This is a genomic window from Burkholderia sp. MSMB2157WGS, from assembly GCF_001532755.1.
In the GTDB taxonomy this organism is placed as follows: Bacteria; Pseudomonadota; Gammaproteobacteria; order Burkholderiales; family Burkholderiaceae; genus Burkholderia.
Genome location: NZ_LPJG01000021.1, coordinates 167,011 through 182,656 on the forward strand (window position 1 = coordinate 167,011; position 15,646 = coordinate 182,656).

General features: G+C 67.6%; 14 protein-coding genes. 11 read left to right on the forward strand and 3 right to left on the reverse strand.

Going from position 1 to position 15,646, the window contains the following annotated elements:
* Window positions 1–109: 109 nt before the first annotated feature.
* Window positions 110–1,363, reverse strand: coding sequence for a LysR family transcriptional regulator (locus WT53_RS14240; protein WP_034204391.1), 1,254 nt, complete (start codon window positions 1,361–1,363; stop codon window positions 110–112).
* Window positions 1,364–1,837: 474 nt separating this feature from the next.
* Here WT53_RS14240 and WT53_RS14245 point away from each other — a divergent pair, with 474 nt between their 5' ends.
* The 11 genes from WT53_RS14245 (at window position 1,838) to WT53_RS14295 (ending at window position 14,625) form a co-directional block, all read left to right on the forward strand.
* Window positions 1,838–2,377, forward strand: a complete 540-nt coding sequence (locus tag WT53_RS14245) for a hypothetical protein (protein WP_034204392.1) — start codon at window positions 1,838–1,840, stop codon at window positions 2,375–2,377.
* A 78-nt stretch (window positions 2,378–2,455) separates the two neighbouring features.
* Window positions 2,456–3,760, forward strand: a complete 1,305-nt coding sequence (locus WT53_RS14250) for a gallate dioxygenase (protein WP_034204393.1) — start codon at window positions 2,456–2,458, stop codon at window positions 3,758–3,760.
* 132 nt (window positions 3,761–3,892) lie between these two features.
* Entirely contained in the window at window positions 3,893–5,242 is a 1,350-nt protein-coding gene (locus tag WT53_RS14255; protein ID WP_034206132.1) for an aromatic acid/H+ symport family MFS transporter, read from the forward strand.
* 73 nt (window positions 5,243–5,315) lie between these two features.
* Window positions 5,316–6,341, forward strand: coding sequence for an amidohydrolase family protein (locus WT53_RS14260; protein ID WP_034204394.1), 1,026 nt, complete (start codon window positions 5,316–5,318; stop codon window positions 6,339–6,341).
* A 2-nt stretch (window positions 6,342–6,343) separates the two neighbouring features.
* Window positions 6,344–7,027 (forward strand): 4-carboxy-4-hydroxy-2-oxoadipate aldolase/oxaloacetate decarboxylase, encoded by a 684-nt coding sequence (ligK, locus tag WT53_RS14265; protein WP_034204395.1) that lies wholly within the window; start codon window positions 6,344–6,346, stop codon window positions 7,025–7,027.
* A gap of 14 nt (window positions 7,028–7,041) precedes the next feature.
* A complete protein-coding gene (locus WT53_RS14270; protein WP_034206133.1) occupies window positions 7,042–7,749 on the forward strand; it encodes a substrate-binding domain-containing protein in 708 nt (235 codons plus the stop codon).
* A gap of 223 nt (window positions 7,750–7,972) precedes the next feature.
* Window positions 7,973–9,754 (forward strand): tannase/feruloyl esterase family alpha/beta hydrolase, encoded by a 1,782-nt coding sequence (locus WT53_RS14275; protein WP_052100083.1) that lies wholly within the window; start codon window positions 7,973–7,975, stop codon window positions 9,752–9,754.
* A gap of 67 nt (window positions 9,755–9,821) precedes the next feature.
* Window positions 9,822–11,036, forward strand: a complete 1,215-nt coding sequence (locus WT53_RS14280) for a porin (RefSeq protein ID WP_060260307.1) — start codon at window positions 9,822–9,824, stop codon at window positions 11,034–11,036.
* Window positions 11,037–11,270: 234 nt separating this feature from the next.
* Window positions 11,271–12,560, forward strand: coding sequence for an FAD-binding oxidoreductase (locus WT53_RS14285; RefSeq protein WP_034204398.1), 1,290 nt, complete (start codon window positions 11,271–11,273; stop codon window positions 12,558–12,560).
* A 17-nt stretch (window positions 12,561–12,577) separates the two neighbouring features.
* Entirely contained in the window at window positions 12,578–13,135 is a 558-nt protein-coding gene (locus WT53_RS14290) for a helix-turn-helix domain-containing protein (protein WP_034204399.1), read from the forward strand.
* A 143-nt stretch (window positions 13,136–13,278) separates the two neighbouring features.
* Entirely contained in the window at window positions 13,279–14,625 is a 1,347-nt protein-coding gene (locus tag WT53_RS14295; RefSeq protein ID WP_034204400.1) for a glutamine synthetase family protein, read from the forward strand.
* Between the two features lie 25 nt (window positions 14,626–14,650).
* Here the strand turns inward: WT53_RS14295 and WT53_RS14300 are convergent, their stop codons facing one another.
* Window positions 14,651–15,178: a GNAT family N-acetyltransferase gene (locus WT53_RS14300; protein ID WP_034204401.1), complete on the reverse strand. Its 528-nt coding sequence runs from the start codon at window positions 15,176–15,178 to the stop codon at window positions 14,651–14,653.
* A gap of 47 nt (window positions 15,179–15,225) precedes the next feature.
* Complete coding sequence (locus tag WT53_RS14305; RefSeq protein ID WP_034204402.1) at window positions 15,226–15,615, reverse strand: lysozyme inhibitor LprI family protein; 390 nt, start codon at window positions 15,613–15,615, stop codon at window positions 15,226–15,228.
* Between the last annotated feature and the right edge of the window lie 31 nt (window positions 15,616–15,646).

The window sequence follows — 15,646 nt, forward strand, 5'->3', positions numbered from 1 at the left end:
ATGGCAGCGTCGCGCTTCGGCCGGCAGCCGCAGGGTATATCGATCGAATTGTGCGGCAACGCATGTGGCGGGCGCGATGCGAATCCGGCGCGGCAGCCATGCGCTTTCGTTATCGCGCAGCGGCCGTAGCGTGCGGCGTGCGCGCGACTTCGGTCGCGACCACACGGATCGCATCGATCAACGCGCGTGCCGCCGGCGACGGTGGGCTGCCGGTGCGTGTCATCAGGCCAATGTCGCGGGCCGTTTCGCGCATCGGCACGTCGAGCACGGCCAGCAACCCCGCGTCGCATTCGTAGCGCAGTTGCTGCGCGGACAGCACCGCGAGCATGTCGCTATGCAGCAGCAGGCCGCGAATCACCGCGAGATCGGCACTTTCGACCGTCGGCATCGGCGGCTTGAGTTTCATGCGCCGGAACAGCGATTCGAACAGCCCGCGCGCGGGCGAGTGGCTGCGCGGCAGGATCCATTGCGCGCCGGCGAGGCTCGCGAGCCCGAGGTTCCGGACGCCGGCGAGCGGATGATCGTGCCGCGCGAGCACGACGAGGTTCTCGGACATCAGCCGCTCGTTTTCGAGGTCGCTCGCCGGATCGCTCGTGCGCAACGCACCGAGGATGAAGTCGACGTCGCCCGCGCGCACGCCGGCAACGAGCGCCTCGTAGGCGCTTTCGTCGGTGATCACGCGCACCTTCGGAAAGCGCGTGACGACGCGCGCGACCGCTTCGGGCAGTATCAGCGTGCGGCCGAGCGGCAGCGCACCGACGGTCACGATGCCCTGGATGCTGCCGTGCAGCGCGGCGACGTCGTCCGCGACGTGCCGCAGTTCGTTCAGCGCGCGCCGCACGTGCAGCAGGAACGTCTCGCCGTCGGCCGTCAGCAGCAGGCCGCGCGGATGTCGATGGAACAGCGCGAAACCCGCGCCGCTCTCGAGAATCCTGATCGCGCTGCTGACGGCCGGCTGCGTGACGCCGAGCGCACGCGCGGCGCTCGGCATGTGCCGGTGCCGTGCGAGCGTCGAGAACAGCTGGAGCCGCCGCGTGTTGAGCAGGTACGCGGGCAGACCGCTGTCGGGTGACGCGCGGCGGCGCGACTGGCGCAGCGCACACCAGTTCGCGAGCGCGCCAAGTTCGGCGATCACGCGCTCGCCGCGCTTGAGCACCGCACGACCGACCGGCGTTGCGAGCATGCCGGACGGCTTGCGATCGAACAACGCCGCGCCGACGGCCGTTTCGAGTTCCTGCACCGCGCGCGTGACGGCCGACTGCGCGCGAAAGAGCGTCGCGGCGGCGCGGCTCACGCTGCCCGTCTCGGCAACGCGCCGCACCGCGTACAGGCAGGCAAGATTCGGAAGTTCGGTGTTGTCCATGGGCGTTCGGGCAGTGTGCGTCGCCGGCGGCGGCACGCGCGACATGCGTGCCGCCGTACGGCCCGCGCAGGCGATGCAGCGGGTTGAACGACTTTACCGGAACGGTGGCCGCGCAGCTTGCGTCGTGCTTGTCGATCCATCTGTTTTATTTATCGGCTGCGAATCGCCGGGCGACCGGTTGCGGCGCATGCGCCGCCGAACGCCGACGCGCGCGCGCCATATCCGGCGGGCTTCCGAGCCATCGGAGGCGCGGTTCGCATGCAGGTTGAAAGCCTGCCGGATAGGCGGCCTCCCCAAAATATAAGGGTTTACCCTGACTGTGTTGCATCGCCTGCGCCTGAGTAATTTCAATCCCGGGCGCCGCAAGCACGCGGTTGCCGGCACATCGGACCGCCATCTGATTCATTGTTCGTCCGATCACGAAAAGGGGCTGGCGTGCGGCGCGGCACCTGCAACTACGAGCGAGGCAGCGTAATGGGACGACAGCACATCATTGGAGCCGGCGCATCGGCGGGCGCATCGGCGCGCAGCACGCGGCTGTCGGACACGATCCGCGCGGGCATTCGCGGCGGCTTCGCGGGCGCGGTGCTGATCTGGGTTTACGAGGCGCTCGTGTGGGTCGGCGCGCAGCACCTGATGCCGCTCGCCGGCATCCCGCGCAACGCGACGGGGCTCGTGTTCGGCAAGGCCGCACAGGACGCGCTCGGCATCGGCGCATACTTCATCGGCACGGCGATCCATTTCGTGTTCGCGCTGTCGTGGGGCATCGTGTTCGCGGCGATCTGGCCGTGGTTCCGCCGGCGCGGCTTCGAGGCGACGTTCGTCGCGCTGTTCTTCGCGATCGTCGCATGGATCGTGATGCACGCGCTGATCATGATCGCGTCGAGCAATCATCCGGACTATTTCGACCCGAACGTGATCATCGGCGGGTTCATGTCGCATTTCGTATTCGCCGTTCCGCTCGCGCTGGTCGTCAAGCGCAGCCTTGCGATGCAGCCGGACGGCCGCGCGTAGCGAGCGAACGCGCACACATTCAATCGGCAACGGCCGGCACGGCCGGACCGCATCAGAGCATCACGAAGGAGCATTGGCATGGCACGGATTATCGGAGGCGTCGCGGCCTCCCACACGCCCACGATCGGGTTCGCGTTCGACAAGAACAAGCGCGACGATCCGGTCTGGGCGCCGATCTTCGAAAACTTCGCGCCGCTGGCCGCGTGGCTCGCCGACAAGCGTCCCGACGTGCTGCTGTTCATCTACAACGACCACGTGACGTCGTTCTTCTTCGATCACTACTCGGCGTTCTCGCTCGGCGTCGGGCCGCAGTGGCATCCGGCGGATGAAGGCGGCGGCGCGCGCGACCTGCCGCCGGTCGCCGGCCATCCTGCACTCGCCGCGCATATCGGCCAGTCGCTGATGGCCGACGAGTTCGACATGTCGTTCTTCCAGAACAAGCCGCTCGACCATGGCTGCTTTTCGCCGCTGTCGGTGCTGTGTCCGCACCGCCCCGACTGGCCGGTACAACTCGTGCCGCTGCAGATGGGCGTGCTGCAGTTGCCGGTGCCGTCCGCGCGCCGCTTCTACCGGCTCGGCCAGGCGCTGCGCCGTGCGATCGAAAGCTTTCCGGAGGACCTGCGCGTCGCGATCGTCGCGACCGGAGGACTGTCGCATCAGGTGCATGGCGAGCGTTCGGGCTTCAACAATCCCGAATGGGACGCGCGTTTCCTCGATCTGCTCGAGCGCGACCCCGAGCGCCTGGCTGGCATGCCGCTCGGCGAATACGCGGCGCTCGGCGGCTTCGAAGGCGCCGAGGTCGTGATGTGGCTCACGATGCGCGGCGCGTTGCCGGCGGGCGTCGTGTGCCGGCACCGCGGCTACTACCTGCCCTCGATGACGGGGATTGCGACGGCCGTCTACGAGCCGGCGGACACCGACGTCGACGAGGCGGCGGCCGAGCGTCACCGGCAACGGATCGCGGCCGAACTCGCCGGCGTCGAGCAACTGCCCGGCACCTATCCGTTCACGATCGAGCGGGCCGTGCGTGCGTACCGGATCAACGACTATCTGCACCGGATGATCGAGCCCGCGCATCGCGCGCAGTTCGTGAGCGACCCCGAAGCGAGCTTTGCCGCGGCGGACCTCAGCACGGAGGAGCGCGACCTGATCCGCCGGCGCGACTGGCTCGGCCTGCTGCGCTACGGCGTGATCTTCTTCCTGCTCGAAAAGCTCGGCGCGGTGACGGGCGTATCGAACCTGCATATCTACGCGGCAATGCGCGGCGAATCGCTGGAGGATTTCCAGCGCACGCGCAACGCGCCGGGCGCGCTGTACTCGGTGGCTGGCAAGAGCGCCGGGCCGCTCGGCTGGGACGGCGCGGACACGCCGGGCAACACGTAACGCAGGACGAAGGCGCCCGGGATCGCGGCGCCTGCGGGACCGGGAGGCCGACACGCCGGAAGTGTGCCAAACCATATAAATAGGATGACGAATCGATAGGTCGATCGTCGCCAAGGAGACAGGAGAGTCATGATGGCAAGTGGAAAGACAATCGACATCAAGTCGTTCATCGACGAGCGGCCGGTGTCGCGTTACCAGTGGCTGCTGGTCGTGCTGTGCTGCCTCGTCGTGATCGCCGACGGGATGGACGTCGCGATCATGGGATTCGTTGCGCCGTCGGTGATTCGCGACTGGGCGATCTCGCGGCCGGAGTTCGGCCTCGTGATGAGCGCGGCGCCGATCGGACTCGTGATCGGCGCGCTGCTGGCCGGCCCGAGCGCCGACCGGTTCGGGCGCAAGCGCGTGCTGATCGCGTCGGTGTTCCTGTTCGGCGTGTTCACGATCTTGACCGCGCACGCGCACTCGCCGTTCGAGATGGCGATGCTGCGGCTGCTGACCGGCATCGGTCTTGGCGCGGCGATGCCGAACACGACGACGCTGTTGTCGGAGTACGCACCGCAGCGGATGCGCGCGCTGATGATCACCGTGATGTTTACCGGCTTCAACCTCGGCTCGGCGCTGATCGGTTTCGTTGCCGGCTGGCTGATTCCGCTGCACGGCTGGCGCTCCGTGCTGCTGTTCGGCGGCGCGCTGCCGCTGCTGCTGATTCCGCTGCAGTTGTGGCTGCTGCCCGAATCGGCGCGGCTGCTGGCCGTGCACGGCGCGCCGTCGCAGCGCATCGGCGCGCTGCTGAACCGCGTGTGCGGCGGTCGATTCAGCGGCGACGAGACGTTCGTGTCGAACGAGCCGCCGCTGCCGACGCGCAAGCCGATCGGCGTGCTGTTCTCGCAAGGCTACGGCCGCGTGACGCTGTCGTTGTGGATCACCTATTTCATGGGTCTGCTGGTGATCTATCTGCTGACCGGCTGGCTGCCGACGCTGATCAAGGACGCGGGCCTGTCCGTCAGCACGGCCGCGAACGTGACGGCGATGTTCCAGATTGGCGGCACGATCGGCGCGATCGGGGTGGGCTGGCTGATGGATCGCGTACGGCCGGCGCCGGTGATCGGTATCGCGTATCTCGGCGGCGGGCTGTGCGTGGCCTTGCTCGCATGGGCCGGTGCGTTGTCGTCGTCGCTCGCGCTGCTCGTGTTCGCGGCCGGCTTCTGCATGAGCGGCGCGCAGACCGGGCTGAACGCGTATGCGCCCGGTCGCTATCCGACGGTTGCACGCGCAACTGGCGTGAGCTGGATGCTCGGAATGGGCCGCTTCGGCAGCATCTTCGGCTCGGCGATCGGCGGCGCGCTGCTCGGTTTCGGCTGGAAGTTCGACGCGATCCTGTCGATGCTCGCGGTGCCGGCGGTGCTGGCGGCCATCGCGATCATGACGACGCAGCGTGCGGCCGCACCCGAACCGCAGGAACTCGAAAACCCGGCGCACTGACGCACGTCGCACACCGCCGTCCGGCGCGGTCGTCGGCAGGGTGCCGGACACCTCATCAAATGCAGGAGCATCAATGATCATCGACATCCACGGCCACTACACCACCGCGCCGAAGGCGCTGGAAGCGTGGCGCAATCGCCAGATCGCGGCGCTCGGCAGTCCGTCGGAGCAACCGAAGGTGGCCGAGCTGAACATCAGCGACGACGAACTGCGCGAATCGATCGAGCACAACCAGCTGCGGCTGATGCGCGAGCGCGGCCTCGACCTGACGATCTTCAGCCCGCGCGCGAGCTTCATGGCGCATCACATCGGCGACTTCGCGGTGTCGAGCACGTGGGCGGCCGTGTGCAACGAGCTGTGCCATCGCGTCCATCGCCTGTTTCCCGATCACTTCGTGCCGGCCGCGATGCTGCCGCAAAGCCCGGGCGTCGATATCGCGACCTGCATTCCGGAGCTCGTGCGCTGCGTCGAGGAATACGGCAACGTCGCGATCAACCTGAATCCGGATCCGTCCGGCGGCCACTGGACGAGCCCGCCGCTGTCGGATCGCTACTGGTACCCGATCTACGAGAAGATGGTCGAGTACGACATTCCCGCGATGATCCACGTGAGCACGAGCTGCAACGCGTGCTTCCACACGACCGGCGCGCACTATCTGAACGCCGACACCACCGCGTTCATGCAGTGCCTGACCTCCGACCTGTTCCGCGATTTCCCGACGCTGCGCTTCGTGATCCCGCATGGCGGCGGCGCGGTGCCGTATCACTGGGGACGGTTTCGCGGGCTCGCGCAGGAACTGAAGAAGCCGCTGCTGAAAGACCATCTGCTGAACAACGTGTTCTTCGATACGTGCGTGTATCACCAGCCCGGCATCGATCTGCTGACCGGCGTGATTCCGGTCGACAACATCCTGTTCGCGAGCGAGATGATCGGCGCGGTGCGCGGCATCGATCCGGAAACCGGTCACTACTACGACGACACGAAGCGCTACATCGACGCGTCGTCGCTCGATGCGCAAGCGCGTCACAAGATCTACGAAGGCAATGCGCGGCGCGTGTATCCGCGTCTCGATGCGCAACTGAAGGCGAAGGGACTTTGATCATGACTGAACTCGGCGTGGTGTACCGCACGATCCAGCGTGCGGACCAGGATGTGGCGGCGCGGCTCGGCGCGCTCGGCTCGGCGACGGTGCACGAGGCGATGGGCCGCACGGGGCTGATGAAGCCCTACATGCGGCCGATCTATCCGCGTGCGCACGCGTCCGGTACGGCCGTCACGGTGCTGCTGCATCCGGGCGACAACTGGATGATGCACGTGGCAGCCGAACAGATCCGGCCCGGCGACGTGGTCGTCGCGGCAATCACCGCGGATTGCACGGACGGCTATTTCGGCGACCTGCTCGCGACGAGCTTCAAGGCGCGCGGCGCGCACGCGTTGATCATCGATGCCGGCGTGCGCGACGTCGCGGTGCTCGAGGCGATGCAGTTCCCGGTCTGGAGCAAGGCGATTTCGGCGAAAGGCACGATCAAGGCGACGCTCGGCTCGGTGAACGTGCCCGTCGTATGTGCGGGCGCGCTCGTCCACCCCGGTGACGTGATCGTCGCGGACGACGACGGCGTGGCCGTGGTGCCGGCCGCGCGTGCGGCGCAGGTGCTCGAGAAGGCGGCGGCCCGCGAAGCGAACGAAGCGGCGAAGCGCGCGAAGCTCGCGTCCGGCGTGCTCGGCCTCGACATGTACGACATGCGCGAGCCGTTGCGGCAGGCCGGCCTGCGCTACATCGACTGATGCGGGCGGACGCGATGATGCAGACACCGGAAGCGGCTGTGGCCGTCACGGGCATTTCGTCGATGGCGACGCGGCCGGTGCTCGCGCGGCTCGCCGCCGCTTACGAGCGCGACACGGGCACACGCGTCGCGATCACGTCGGTGGGCGGCGTCGACGCCGCCCGGCGCGTGCGCGACGGCGAGCCGTTCGATGTCGTCGTGCTCGCGACCGATGCGATCGAGCGGCTCGCGGCGGATGGCCACGTCGAGCCGGGCAGCTGCGTGGACGTCGCGCGATCGGGCATCGCGGTCGCGGTCGCGAGCGGCGCGCCGCGGCCGGACATCGGTACCGAAGCTGCGTTGCGCGATGCGATCCTGAGCGCCGGCCGGATCGGCTATTCGACCGGGCCGAGCGGCACGCACCTGATGCGCCTGTTCGCCCGCTGGGGCATCGCCGACGCGATCGCGCCGCGCATCGTACAGGTCTCGCCCGGCGTGCCGGTCGGCGCGTTGATCGCATCCGGCGACGTCGAGATCGGCTTTCAGCAGATGAGCGAGCTGATGCACGTGCCGGGTGTCGAAGTTGTCGGCGCGCTGCCCGCCGCGGCGCAGGCGGTGACGGTGTTCGCCGCCGCAGTCTTGGCCGTCGCGCACGACCGCGCGGCCGCGGCGCGGTTCGTCGCGTATCTGGCGTCGCCGCAAGCCGCACACATCAAGCGGGAATACGGGATGGAGCCTGCATGACGCCGATACGACCGGATCGATAAACGAATCGGATGGGATTCGCCGTTCTTCGCAACGGGTTCCCGCGATGAGTTAGTTATGCTGATGAAGTGGTGAGTGACGATCCGGATCGCGCGATCCATCGAAGAATCAATACAGCTCGCCGTGCCGCCCGGCCCGGGCGAGCGGCATATCCAGCAAAAGACAGGAGACAAGCATGCAGACGAAATGCAGGGCAGGGCGGATGGGGCGCGCATGGCGTCGCGCGGCGTGCGTAAGGTGCGATGCGCTGACCAGGACGCTGGCGATCGGCATCGTATGGCTGTGTGCTGCGTTGACGGGCTGGCCGAGTGCAGCGAATGCAGCAAGCGCCGCCGGACTTGCGAATCTTCCCGCGGTGATGCCCGCGATGTCGTGCCCGTCGGTCGCGGCGCTCGACCTGAGCGGCGCGACCGACGGCACCGTCACGATCACGTCGGCGGTGCTGCTGCCGGCTGGCACGGTCGTCGGTAACACTACATTGCCGGCGCCGGTGTGCGACGTGAAGGGTACGATCGGCCCGGGCGCGTCGCTGTTCGAACTGCAGCTGCCGACGCAGGGCTGGACGCAGCGTTACCTGCAGACCGGTTGCGGTGGTCTGTGCGGCAGCCTGTCCGTCAACGCGCCGATGGCATCGACGTGCGTGCCGGTGACGAACGGGACGATCGCAATGGCCGCGACCGACATGGGCCACGAAGGCGGCAACGACGGCTCCTGGGCGCTCGACCCGAAGGCGAAGCTCGACTTCGCATACCGCGCCGAACACGCAACGGCTCAGGTCGCGAAGGCGATCATCGGCAAGTTCTATGCACGGCCCGCGCGCTATGCGTACTTCGACGGCTGCTCGGACGGTGGCCGCGAGGCGCTGATGGAGGCGCAGCGCTTCCCCGACGACTTCGATGGCATCGCCGCCGGTGCGCCGGCGAACGACCTGATCGTGCAGAACACGTTCCACCATGCATGGCCGAACGCGGTCAACACCGACCCGAAGACGGGCAACGCGATCCTGCTCGCCGGCAAGCTGCCGATGCTGCACGCGGCCGTGCTGAAGGCGTGCGACGGGCTGGATGGCGTGGTCGACGGCGTGATCGACAACCCGCGCGCGTGTCGGTTCGATCCCGCGACGATCGTCTGCGCGCAAGGCCAGTCCACCGCGACCTGCCTGACGCCGCAGGAAGCCGACGTCGTCCGCCGGATTCACGACGGCGCGACGACCGCAGATGGCACGCGGCTCGAGCCGCTCGTCTCGCGCGAATGGGGCTCCGAGCTGAACTGGACGCTGTTCGTGCCGGCGACTGCCACCGCACAGAGTGGCACGATCGGCTTCGTGCTGCCGTTCCTGCGCTATCTCGACTACTACAACGCATCGTATCCGTCCGCCGCGATCGGCGATTTGAAGTTCACGCTCGACGGATTCGCGAAGACGGTACCGGTGTCGAACTACCTGGCCGCGACCGATCCTGACCTGAGCCGGTTCGCCGGGCGCGGCGGCAAGCTGCTGATGTGGCACGGTCTGGAAGACCAGCATATCTCGCCGCGATCGAGCATCGAGTACTACGAAGCAATGAAGCGCTACATGGGCGACGCAAGAGTCGACCGCTTCGCGCGCTTCTACCTGTTCCCGGGCGTTGCGCACTGCGGCGGCGGGCAGGGGCCGAACGTGTTCGACATCCTGTCGCCGCTGATGGCGTGGACCGAGACGGGCGCGACGCCGGGCCGGATCGTCGCATCGATCGTCGACGGAAACGGTAATACGACGCGCACGCGTCCGGTGTTCCCGTATCCGGCTACCGCGCGCTACACGGGCACGGGCAGCACCGACGACGCGGCGAACTTCGTCGCCGATACGCCGAAGGCCGACCCGTTCGTCGATCTGCACTGGGCCGGCGAATGGTTGTACTCGCCGGGTTACGAAGCGCAATGTCAGGCCCAGGGTTCGCAACTCGTTTGCAAGGGCGGAAACGGCTGGCACGCGTATCGTCCGTGACCCGACGGCGGTACACGCCGATCACGACAACTCATACATTCAACAAGGCAAGGAAGGAGACGGATCGATGAAGAAGCAGGCATCACGGGTCGCGCTGACCGCCATCGCGATGGCGGCGGCTGCACCAGCGTTCGCGCAGAGCAGCGTCACGCTGTACGGGATCGTCGACAACGGGATCGGCTACCAGAGCAACGCGACGGCGCTCGGCTCGACGAGCGGCGGGAAGTCGGTGGTCAGGACGAACCAGGGCGTGTGGGCCGGCAGCCGTTTCGGCTTGAAGGGTGCGGAGGATCTCGGCGGCGGCACGAAGGCGATCTTCACGCTCGAATCGGGTTTCAACTCGAGCACCGGCGCGACGCAGTACACCGATGCGATGTTCGGGCGGCAGGCGTGGGTCGGCCTGACCCATGCGACCTACGGTACGCTGAGCGCGGGACGGCAGTACGCGTCGTACTACCAGACGATGTCGGCGTTCAGCCCGACGACGTGGATCACCGGCTACTACGGCGCGCACCCGGGCGACGTCGACGGGCTCGACACGATTTACCGCGCGAACAACACGCTCGAATACACGTCGCCGAAATGGTACGGGCTGACGCTGAGCGGCTCGTATTCGTTCGGCGGCGTGGCCGGCAGCACCAATGCTGGTTCGACATGGGCAACCGGCATCCAGTACGCGGCCGGCCCGCTCGGTGTCGGCGTCGCGTTCGAGCGCGTGAACAATTCGAATACGGCCGGCGGCACGTGGGGGGCGAATTCGACGACGTCGAACGGCGGCGCGCAGGTGGGCGTGTCGGCGCTCACGAACGGCTACCAGACCGCGAAGGCGCAGCAGCGGTTCGCGGTGGGCCTGAGCTACCGGTTCAGCGACGCGTGGGATGCGACGGCCACGTACACCAACACCCAATACATCCCGGGCACGGCGTCGAAGTTCGTCAACACTGCGATTTTCAACACGGCCGGTGCGGTGCTGCACTGGAAGCCGTCGGCTGTATGGGATGTCGGCGCAGGTTATGCGTACACGCGTGCGACCGAAGCGAACGGCATCACGGACAGCGCGCAGTATCACCAGTTCAACCTGTCGCAGTACTACTCGCTGTCGAAGCGCACGGGGCTGTACCTGCTTGAAGCGTATCAGCACGCGAAGGGCAAGACGCTCGGCACGAGCGGCGCGGGCAGCATCGTCGACGCGACCGCGACGCTGGGTGACGGGTTCAACTCCGCGCCGTCGTCGACCGGGAGCCAGTTCGCGTTCGGCGCGGGCATCATTCACCGGTTTTAGCCCCGCCGCGCGCGTTCCGGCGCTGGACAACGGCGGCGATACGTACGCGCGGCGTGGACACACGCCTGGCCCCGCGAATTGTCGAATCGCGCCGAAACCGGATAAACAGCGCGCAACTGTAGTTCGTCGGACTATTTCCCTGACGACACGAACATCGGTCCCCCGCTTGCCCGCATGAAATTGTCATGCTAGTTTTTCATGAAATTTCAAGGCGAAATTTTCACGGGAGCCCGCATGTTCGTGCAGTCCGACCGTCACGTCGCAAGCTACTACGCCGGTACCTATCCGGCGCCGATCCCGCATCGGCCGGCGCTGGACGAACGCATCGACGCCGACGTGCTGGTCGTGGGCGCGGGCTTCAGCGGCCTGCATACGGCACTGCGGCTCGCGCTTGCCGGCAAGCGCGTCGTCATGCTCGAAGCCAGCCGCGTCGCGTGGGCCGCATCGGGCCGCAACGGCGGGCAGGCGCTGCTCGGCTGGTCGTGCGACATGCAGCCGCTCGAGGAGGCGCTCGGCCGCGACGGCGCGCGCCTGCTGTGGGACAGCATGCGCTGGGCGGCGGCCGAGGTGCGCGAACTGCCGGCGCGGCACGGTTTCGACATCGACTACCGGCCCGGTAGCCTGTGGGCCGCGGTGCGGCCGCGGCGCGTCGCGATGTTGGCGCAAGCGCGCGACGAGGCGGCCGAGCGGTGGGGCTACGACCGGCTGCGCCTGATCGGGCGTGACGAGATGCCCGAGTGGATCGGCGGCACGCGCTATCTCGCCGCGCTCCACGATCCGGAGGCCGGCCACCTGAACCCGCTGAAGCTCGCGCTCGGCCTCGCGCGGACGATCGAGCGCGCGGGCGGCCGCATCTTCGAACGGAGCCGCGTGCTCGACTGTCGCGAGACGGCGGGCGGCCATGTCGCCCGCACGGCGTGCGGCGAAGTACGTGCGGACGTGCTGGTGCTCGCCTGCAATGCGTACGTCGACCGGCTCGACCGCGACCTCGCGCGCCGGCTGCTGCCGGTCGGCACGTACCAGGTCGCGACGGCGCCGCTCGCGCCCGACGTCGCGCGTGCGCTGCTGCCGCGCAACAGCTGCGTGATCGACAACCAGTTCGTGCCCGACTATTTCCGCCTGAGCCCCGACAACCGGCTGCTGTTCGGCGGCGGCTGCACGTATCTCGGCGGCATCCCGGCCGATATCGCGGCGGCGACGCGCCCGCACCTCGAACGCGTATTCCCGCAACTGGCCGGCGTGCCGCTCGACTACGCGTGGGGCGGTCACATCGACATCAGCATGCGCCGCACGCCGGACATCGGCCGCCACGGGCAGCGCTTCTGGCTGCAGGGTTTTTCGGGGCACGGCGTGCTGCCGACGCTCGCCGGTGCGCGCGCGGTGGCCGACGCCGTGCTCGGTGACGCCCGCCTGCTCGCGCAGTACCAGCGCATCCGCAACCCGCGCTTTCCGGGAGGCGACCGGCTGGCCGCACCGCTCGAAGCGATCGGCAAGGCCTGGTACCGTCTGCGCGATACCGTTTGATTGCACCGGAATCCATCATGAACGAACAGGAAGAGATAGAAAGTCTGGCGATCCTGATCCGCGACCTGCGCAAGCATCGCAAGGTCACGCTGAGCGATCTCGCCGAACGGATCGGCCGCTCGGTCGGCTTTCTGTCGCAGGTCGAGCGTGGGCTGTCGCGTCCGACGGTCGCGGATCTCACCGCGATCGGCGAGGCGCTCGGTGCGCCGACCACGTATTTCTACAGCCTGAGCAAGCCGCGCAGCGTGCCGTGGGTCACGCGGCCCGGCGAACGCCGCACCGTGTATTACGCGGCCGGCATTACCGACATCCTCGTGTCGCCGAACATGCGTTCGCGCTTCTCGATCCTCGAAAGTCATCTCGGGCCGGGCGCGAGCAGCGGCGAGCGGCCGGTCGACGACAGCGACGAGCAGGGCGGCTTCGTACTCGAAGGAGAACTGACGATCTGGATAGACGGCGACGACACGCCGGTCACGCTCGGCCCGAACGATGCGTTTCAGCTTCCCGCGCACAAGCGCTTCCGGTATGCGAACCTGACCGACGCGCCGACCCGCGTGATCTGGGTGTTCACCTGAGTGGCCGGTGGTGTCGGAGGTCGCCGCGCCACGCATCCTGTTTGCAGTACTGATCGACATGCGGCGTGCGTTGCACCATGCGCCGCATCAATCCGGTTCGCCGCGCTGCGGCGCCGCCATACGAGACATGGAAAGGATGAGACATGGCTGACGTCGTTCCCGCGCTGGTCGGTGAAGTCCGCGCATTCCGGCAGGCGCACCCCGAGATCCGTTATGTCGACCTGATTTGCCTCGATCTCCCCGGGCATTTCTACGGCAAGCGCTATCCGATCGACGCGCTCGAGAAAATCGCGGCGGGCGCGCTGCTGAAGCTGCCGCAGAACTGCGTGCTGCTCGGCACGCAGGGCGGCCTCTACAAGATCGGCGACTACTGCTTCAACGACGGCGATCCCGATGCGCCGCGCCGCCTGATACCCGGCACGCTGAAGCCGGTGCGCTGGGAGCGGCAGCCGCTCGCGCAGATGCTGATCAGTTCCGACGGCACCGATTCCCCGATCGAATTCGAGCCGCGCGAGGTGCTCGCGCGCGTGCTGCGGCGGTTCGCGGCGCGCGGCATCCGGCCGGTCGTCGCATTCGAGCTCGAGTTCTACCTGTTTGCCGCGCAGCTCGAGCAAGGCATGCCGCAGTATCCGCGCGACCGCCTGAGCGACGACCGCGACGATCAGCCGAACATGCATATCGAACGCCTGTCGCGCTTTTCCGACGTGCTGCACGAGATGGTCGACGCCGCGCGCGAGCAGGGCGTCGATGCGACGGTGATCACCGCGGAGCTCGGCCCCGGTCAGTTCGAGATCAATTTCGGGCATACCGACGACGCGCTGCGCGCGGCCGACTGGTCGGCGCTGTTCTGCCGCAGCACGCGCGGCGTCGCGTTGCGTCATGGCTATCGCGCGAGCTTCATGGGCAAGCCGTACTTGCACGCGCCGGGCAGCGGGATGCACGTGCACGTGAGCCTGTACGACGAGGCGGGGCGCAACCTGCTTGCCGCGGACGGACAGCGGCCGCTGCGGCATGCGGTGGCCGGCTGCCTCGCGCTGCTGCCGCATTGCATGCCCGTGTTCGCGCCGAATCACAATGCGTTCCGGCGCTACGGGTCGATGGTGAACGCGGCGAGCCGCGCGAGCTGGGGGTTCGAGGATCGCGACGCGTGCATCCGGGTTCCAGAGTCGGATGCACGCAATCTGCGGATCGAGCACCGGCTCGCGAGCGCGGATGCGAACCCGTACCTGGTGCTTGCGGCGATCCTCAGCGGGATGGAGTACGGGCTCGATGCGCGGCTCGAGCCGATCGCACCGCTCAACGAGGATCGCGGCAGCGGCATCGATTTTCCGAAGGAGATGCTGTCGTCGGTCGCCGCGATGCAGGATCATCCGGCCGTGAAGGACGGGCTCGGCAGCGAGTTCGTGATGGTGTACTGCGAGAACAAGCGGCAGGAGGAGCTGGATTTCCGCAACGATATCGGGGCGCGGGAGTATCGGTGGTTTCTGTGAATGCCGCGCATGGCGACGAAGCCGGTCAAGGCAGTGCGCGCCAGTAGCGCACTTCCTCGATCGGCGTACCGTCGATCTCGAAGGTCTTGATGTCGTCTTCGGAGACGAAGCCTTCGCGTTCATAGAATGCTCTTGCACGACGGTTTTCGACGAGTACCCAGAGCGATACCCATGCGTGGCCCGCGGCGTGCAGCGATCGGCATGCGTGCTCGACGAGCGCCGCGCCGATGCCTCGCCCGCAATGCGACGGGTGCAGATAGATCGCTTCGATTTCGCCCCACGCACGATCCTTGTCGGCGTCGCGCGTCGGGCCATAGGCGATCCAGCCTGCCGCGTCGTCGCCTGTGAACGCGAGCGCGACACGCGGGCGACCGGCGTCGAGCGCGCCGCGCCACAAGGTCGTGCGTTTTTCGACCGAGAGACCGGCGAGGAACGGGGCCGGCATGATGCCCGTGTAGGTGGCCTGCCACGACGCGACGTGGATGTCGGCGATGGTCGGCGCGTCGGCGGATGTGGCCGCGCGGATGTCGATCGTCGTCGTGTTCGGTGTCATGCGTGCCCCGTGCGATCGGTTGCGGTATGCCGTGTGACTGCCTGGCCTTACTCGCCGAGCTTCGACGTCACGCATCCGGTGCTCGAGCATTCGCGCTCACGCTCGCGCAGGAACGACAGCCGCGACTGCGTCATGTCGTTCGCGCACTGGATATCGACGAGGTAGCTGCTGCCGCGCGTCTCGCTGCACTGCGCGTCGCGTTGTTTCAGCCACGCGAGCTGGCCGGCCTTCAGCGTCGCCTGTTGATCGCCGCTCAGTTGCTTGCGCAGCCGGCCGTATTCGTCGTTGAGATCGCGGTCGGACTGCGCGAACTGCGTGCTCGTGCAATACACCTGGTCGAACGCGCTGCGCGGCTTCCCGCAGCCGGCCGCGTGCGCGGCGAACGGAACGGCGAGTGCGAGCAATGCGGAGGAGGCGAGCAGATTCTTCTTCTTCATGGTGATGCTCCTGGCTGGGTGAAAACCGTCG

What these genes read in the sequence shown, in the direction of transcription:
- WT53_RS14275 (WP_052100083.1), top strand. Translation starts at nt 7,973, where the DNA reads ATGGGGCGCGCATGGCGTCGCGCGGCGTGCGTAAGGTGCGATGCGCTG.
- WT53_RS14255 (WP_034206132.1), top strand. Translation starts at nt 3,893, where the DNA reads ATGGCAAGTGGAAAGACAATCGACATCAAGTCGTTCATCGACGAGCGG.
- WT53_RS14240 (WP_034204391.1), bottom strand. Translation starts at nt 1,363, where the DNA reads ATGGACAACACCGAACTTCCGAATCTTGCCTGCCTGTACGCGGTGCGG.
- WT53_RS14260 (WP_034204394.1), top strand. Translation starts at nt 5,316, where the DNA reads ATGATCATCGACATCCACGGCCACTACACCACCGCGCCGAAGGCGCTG.
- WT53_RS14270 (WP_034206133.1), top strand. Translation starts at nt 7,042, where the DNA reads ATGATGCAGACACCGGAAGCGGCTGTGGCCGTCACGGGCATTTCGTCG.
- WT53_RS14295 (WP_034204400.1), top strand. Translation starts at nt 13,279, where the DNA reads ATGGCTGACGTCGTTCCCGCGCTGGTCGGTGAAGTCCGCGCATTCCGG.
- WT53_RS14290 (WP_034204399.1), top strand. Translation starts at nt 12,578, where the DNA reads ATGAACGAACAGGAAGAGATAGAAAGTCTGGCGATCCTGATCCGCGAC.
- WT53_RS14305 (WP_034204402.1), bottom strand. Translation starts at nt 15,615, where the DNA reads ATGAAGAAGAAGAATCTGCTCGCCTCCTCCGCATTGCTCGCACTCGCC.
- WT53_RS14285 (WP_034204398.1), top strand. Translation starts at nt 11,271, where the DNA reads ATGTTCGTGCAGTCCGACCGTCACGTCGCAAGCTACTACGCCGGTACC.
- WT53_RS14250 (WP_034204393.1), top strand. Translation starts at nt 2,456, where the DNA reads ATGGCACGGATTATCGGAGGCGTCGCGGCCTCCCACACGCCCACGATC.
- WT53_RS14245 (WP_034204392.1), top strand. Translation starts at nt 1,838, where the DNA reads ATGGGACGACAGCACATCATTGGAGCCGGCGCATCGGCGGGCGCATCG.
- WT53_RS14280 (WP_060260307.1), top strand. Translation starts at nt 9,822, where the DNA reads ATGAAGAAGCAGGCATCACGGGTCGCGCTGACCGCCATCGCGATGGCG.
- ligK (WP_034204395.1), top strand. Translation starts at nt 6,344, where the DNA reads ATGACTGAACTCGGCGTGGTGTACCGCACGATCCAGCGTGCGGACCAG.
- WT53_RS14300 (WP_034204401.1), bottom strand. Translation starts at nt 15,178, where the DNA reads ATGACACCGAACACGACGACGATCGACATCCGCGCGGCCACATCCGCC.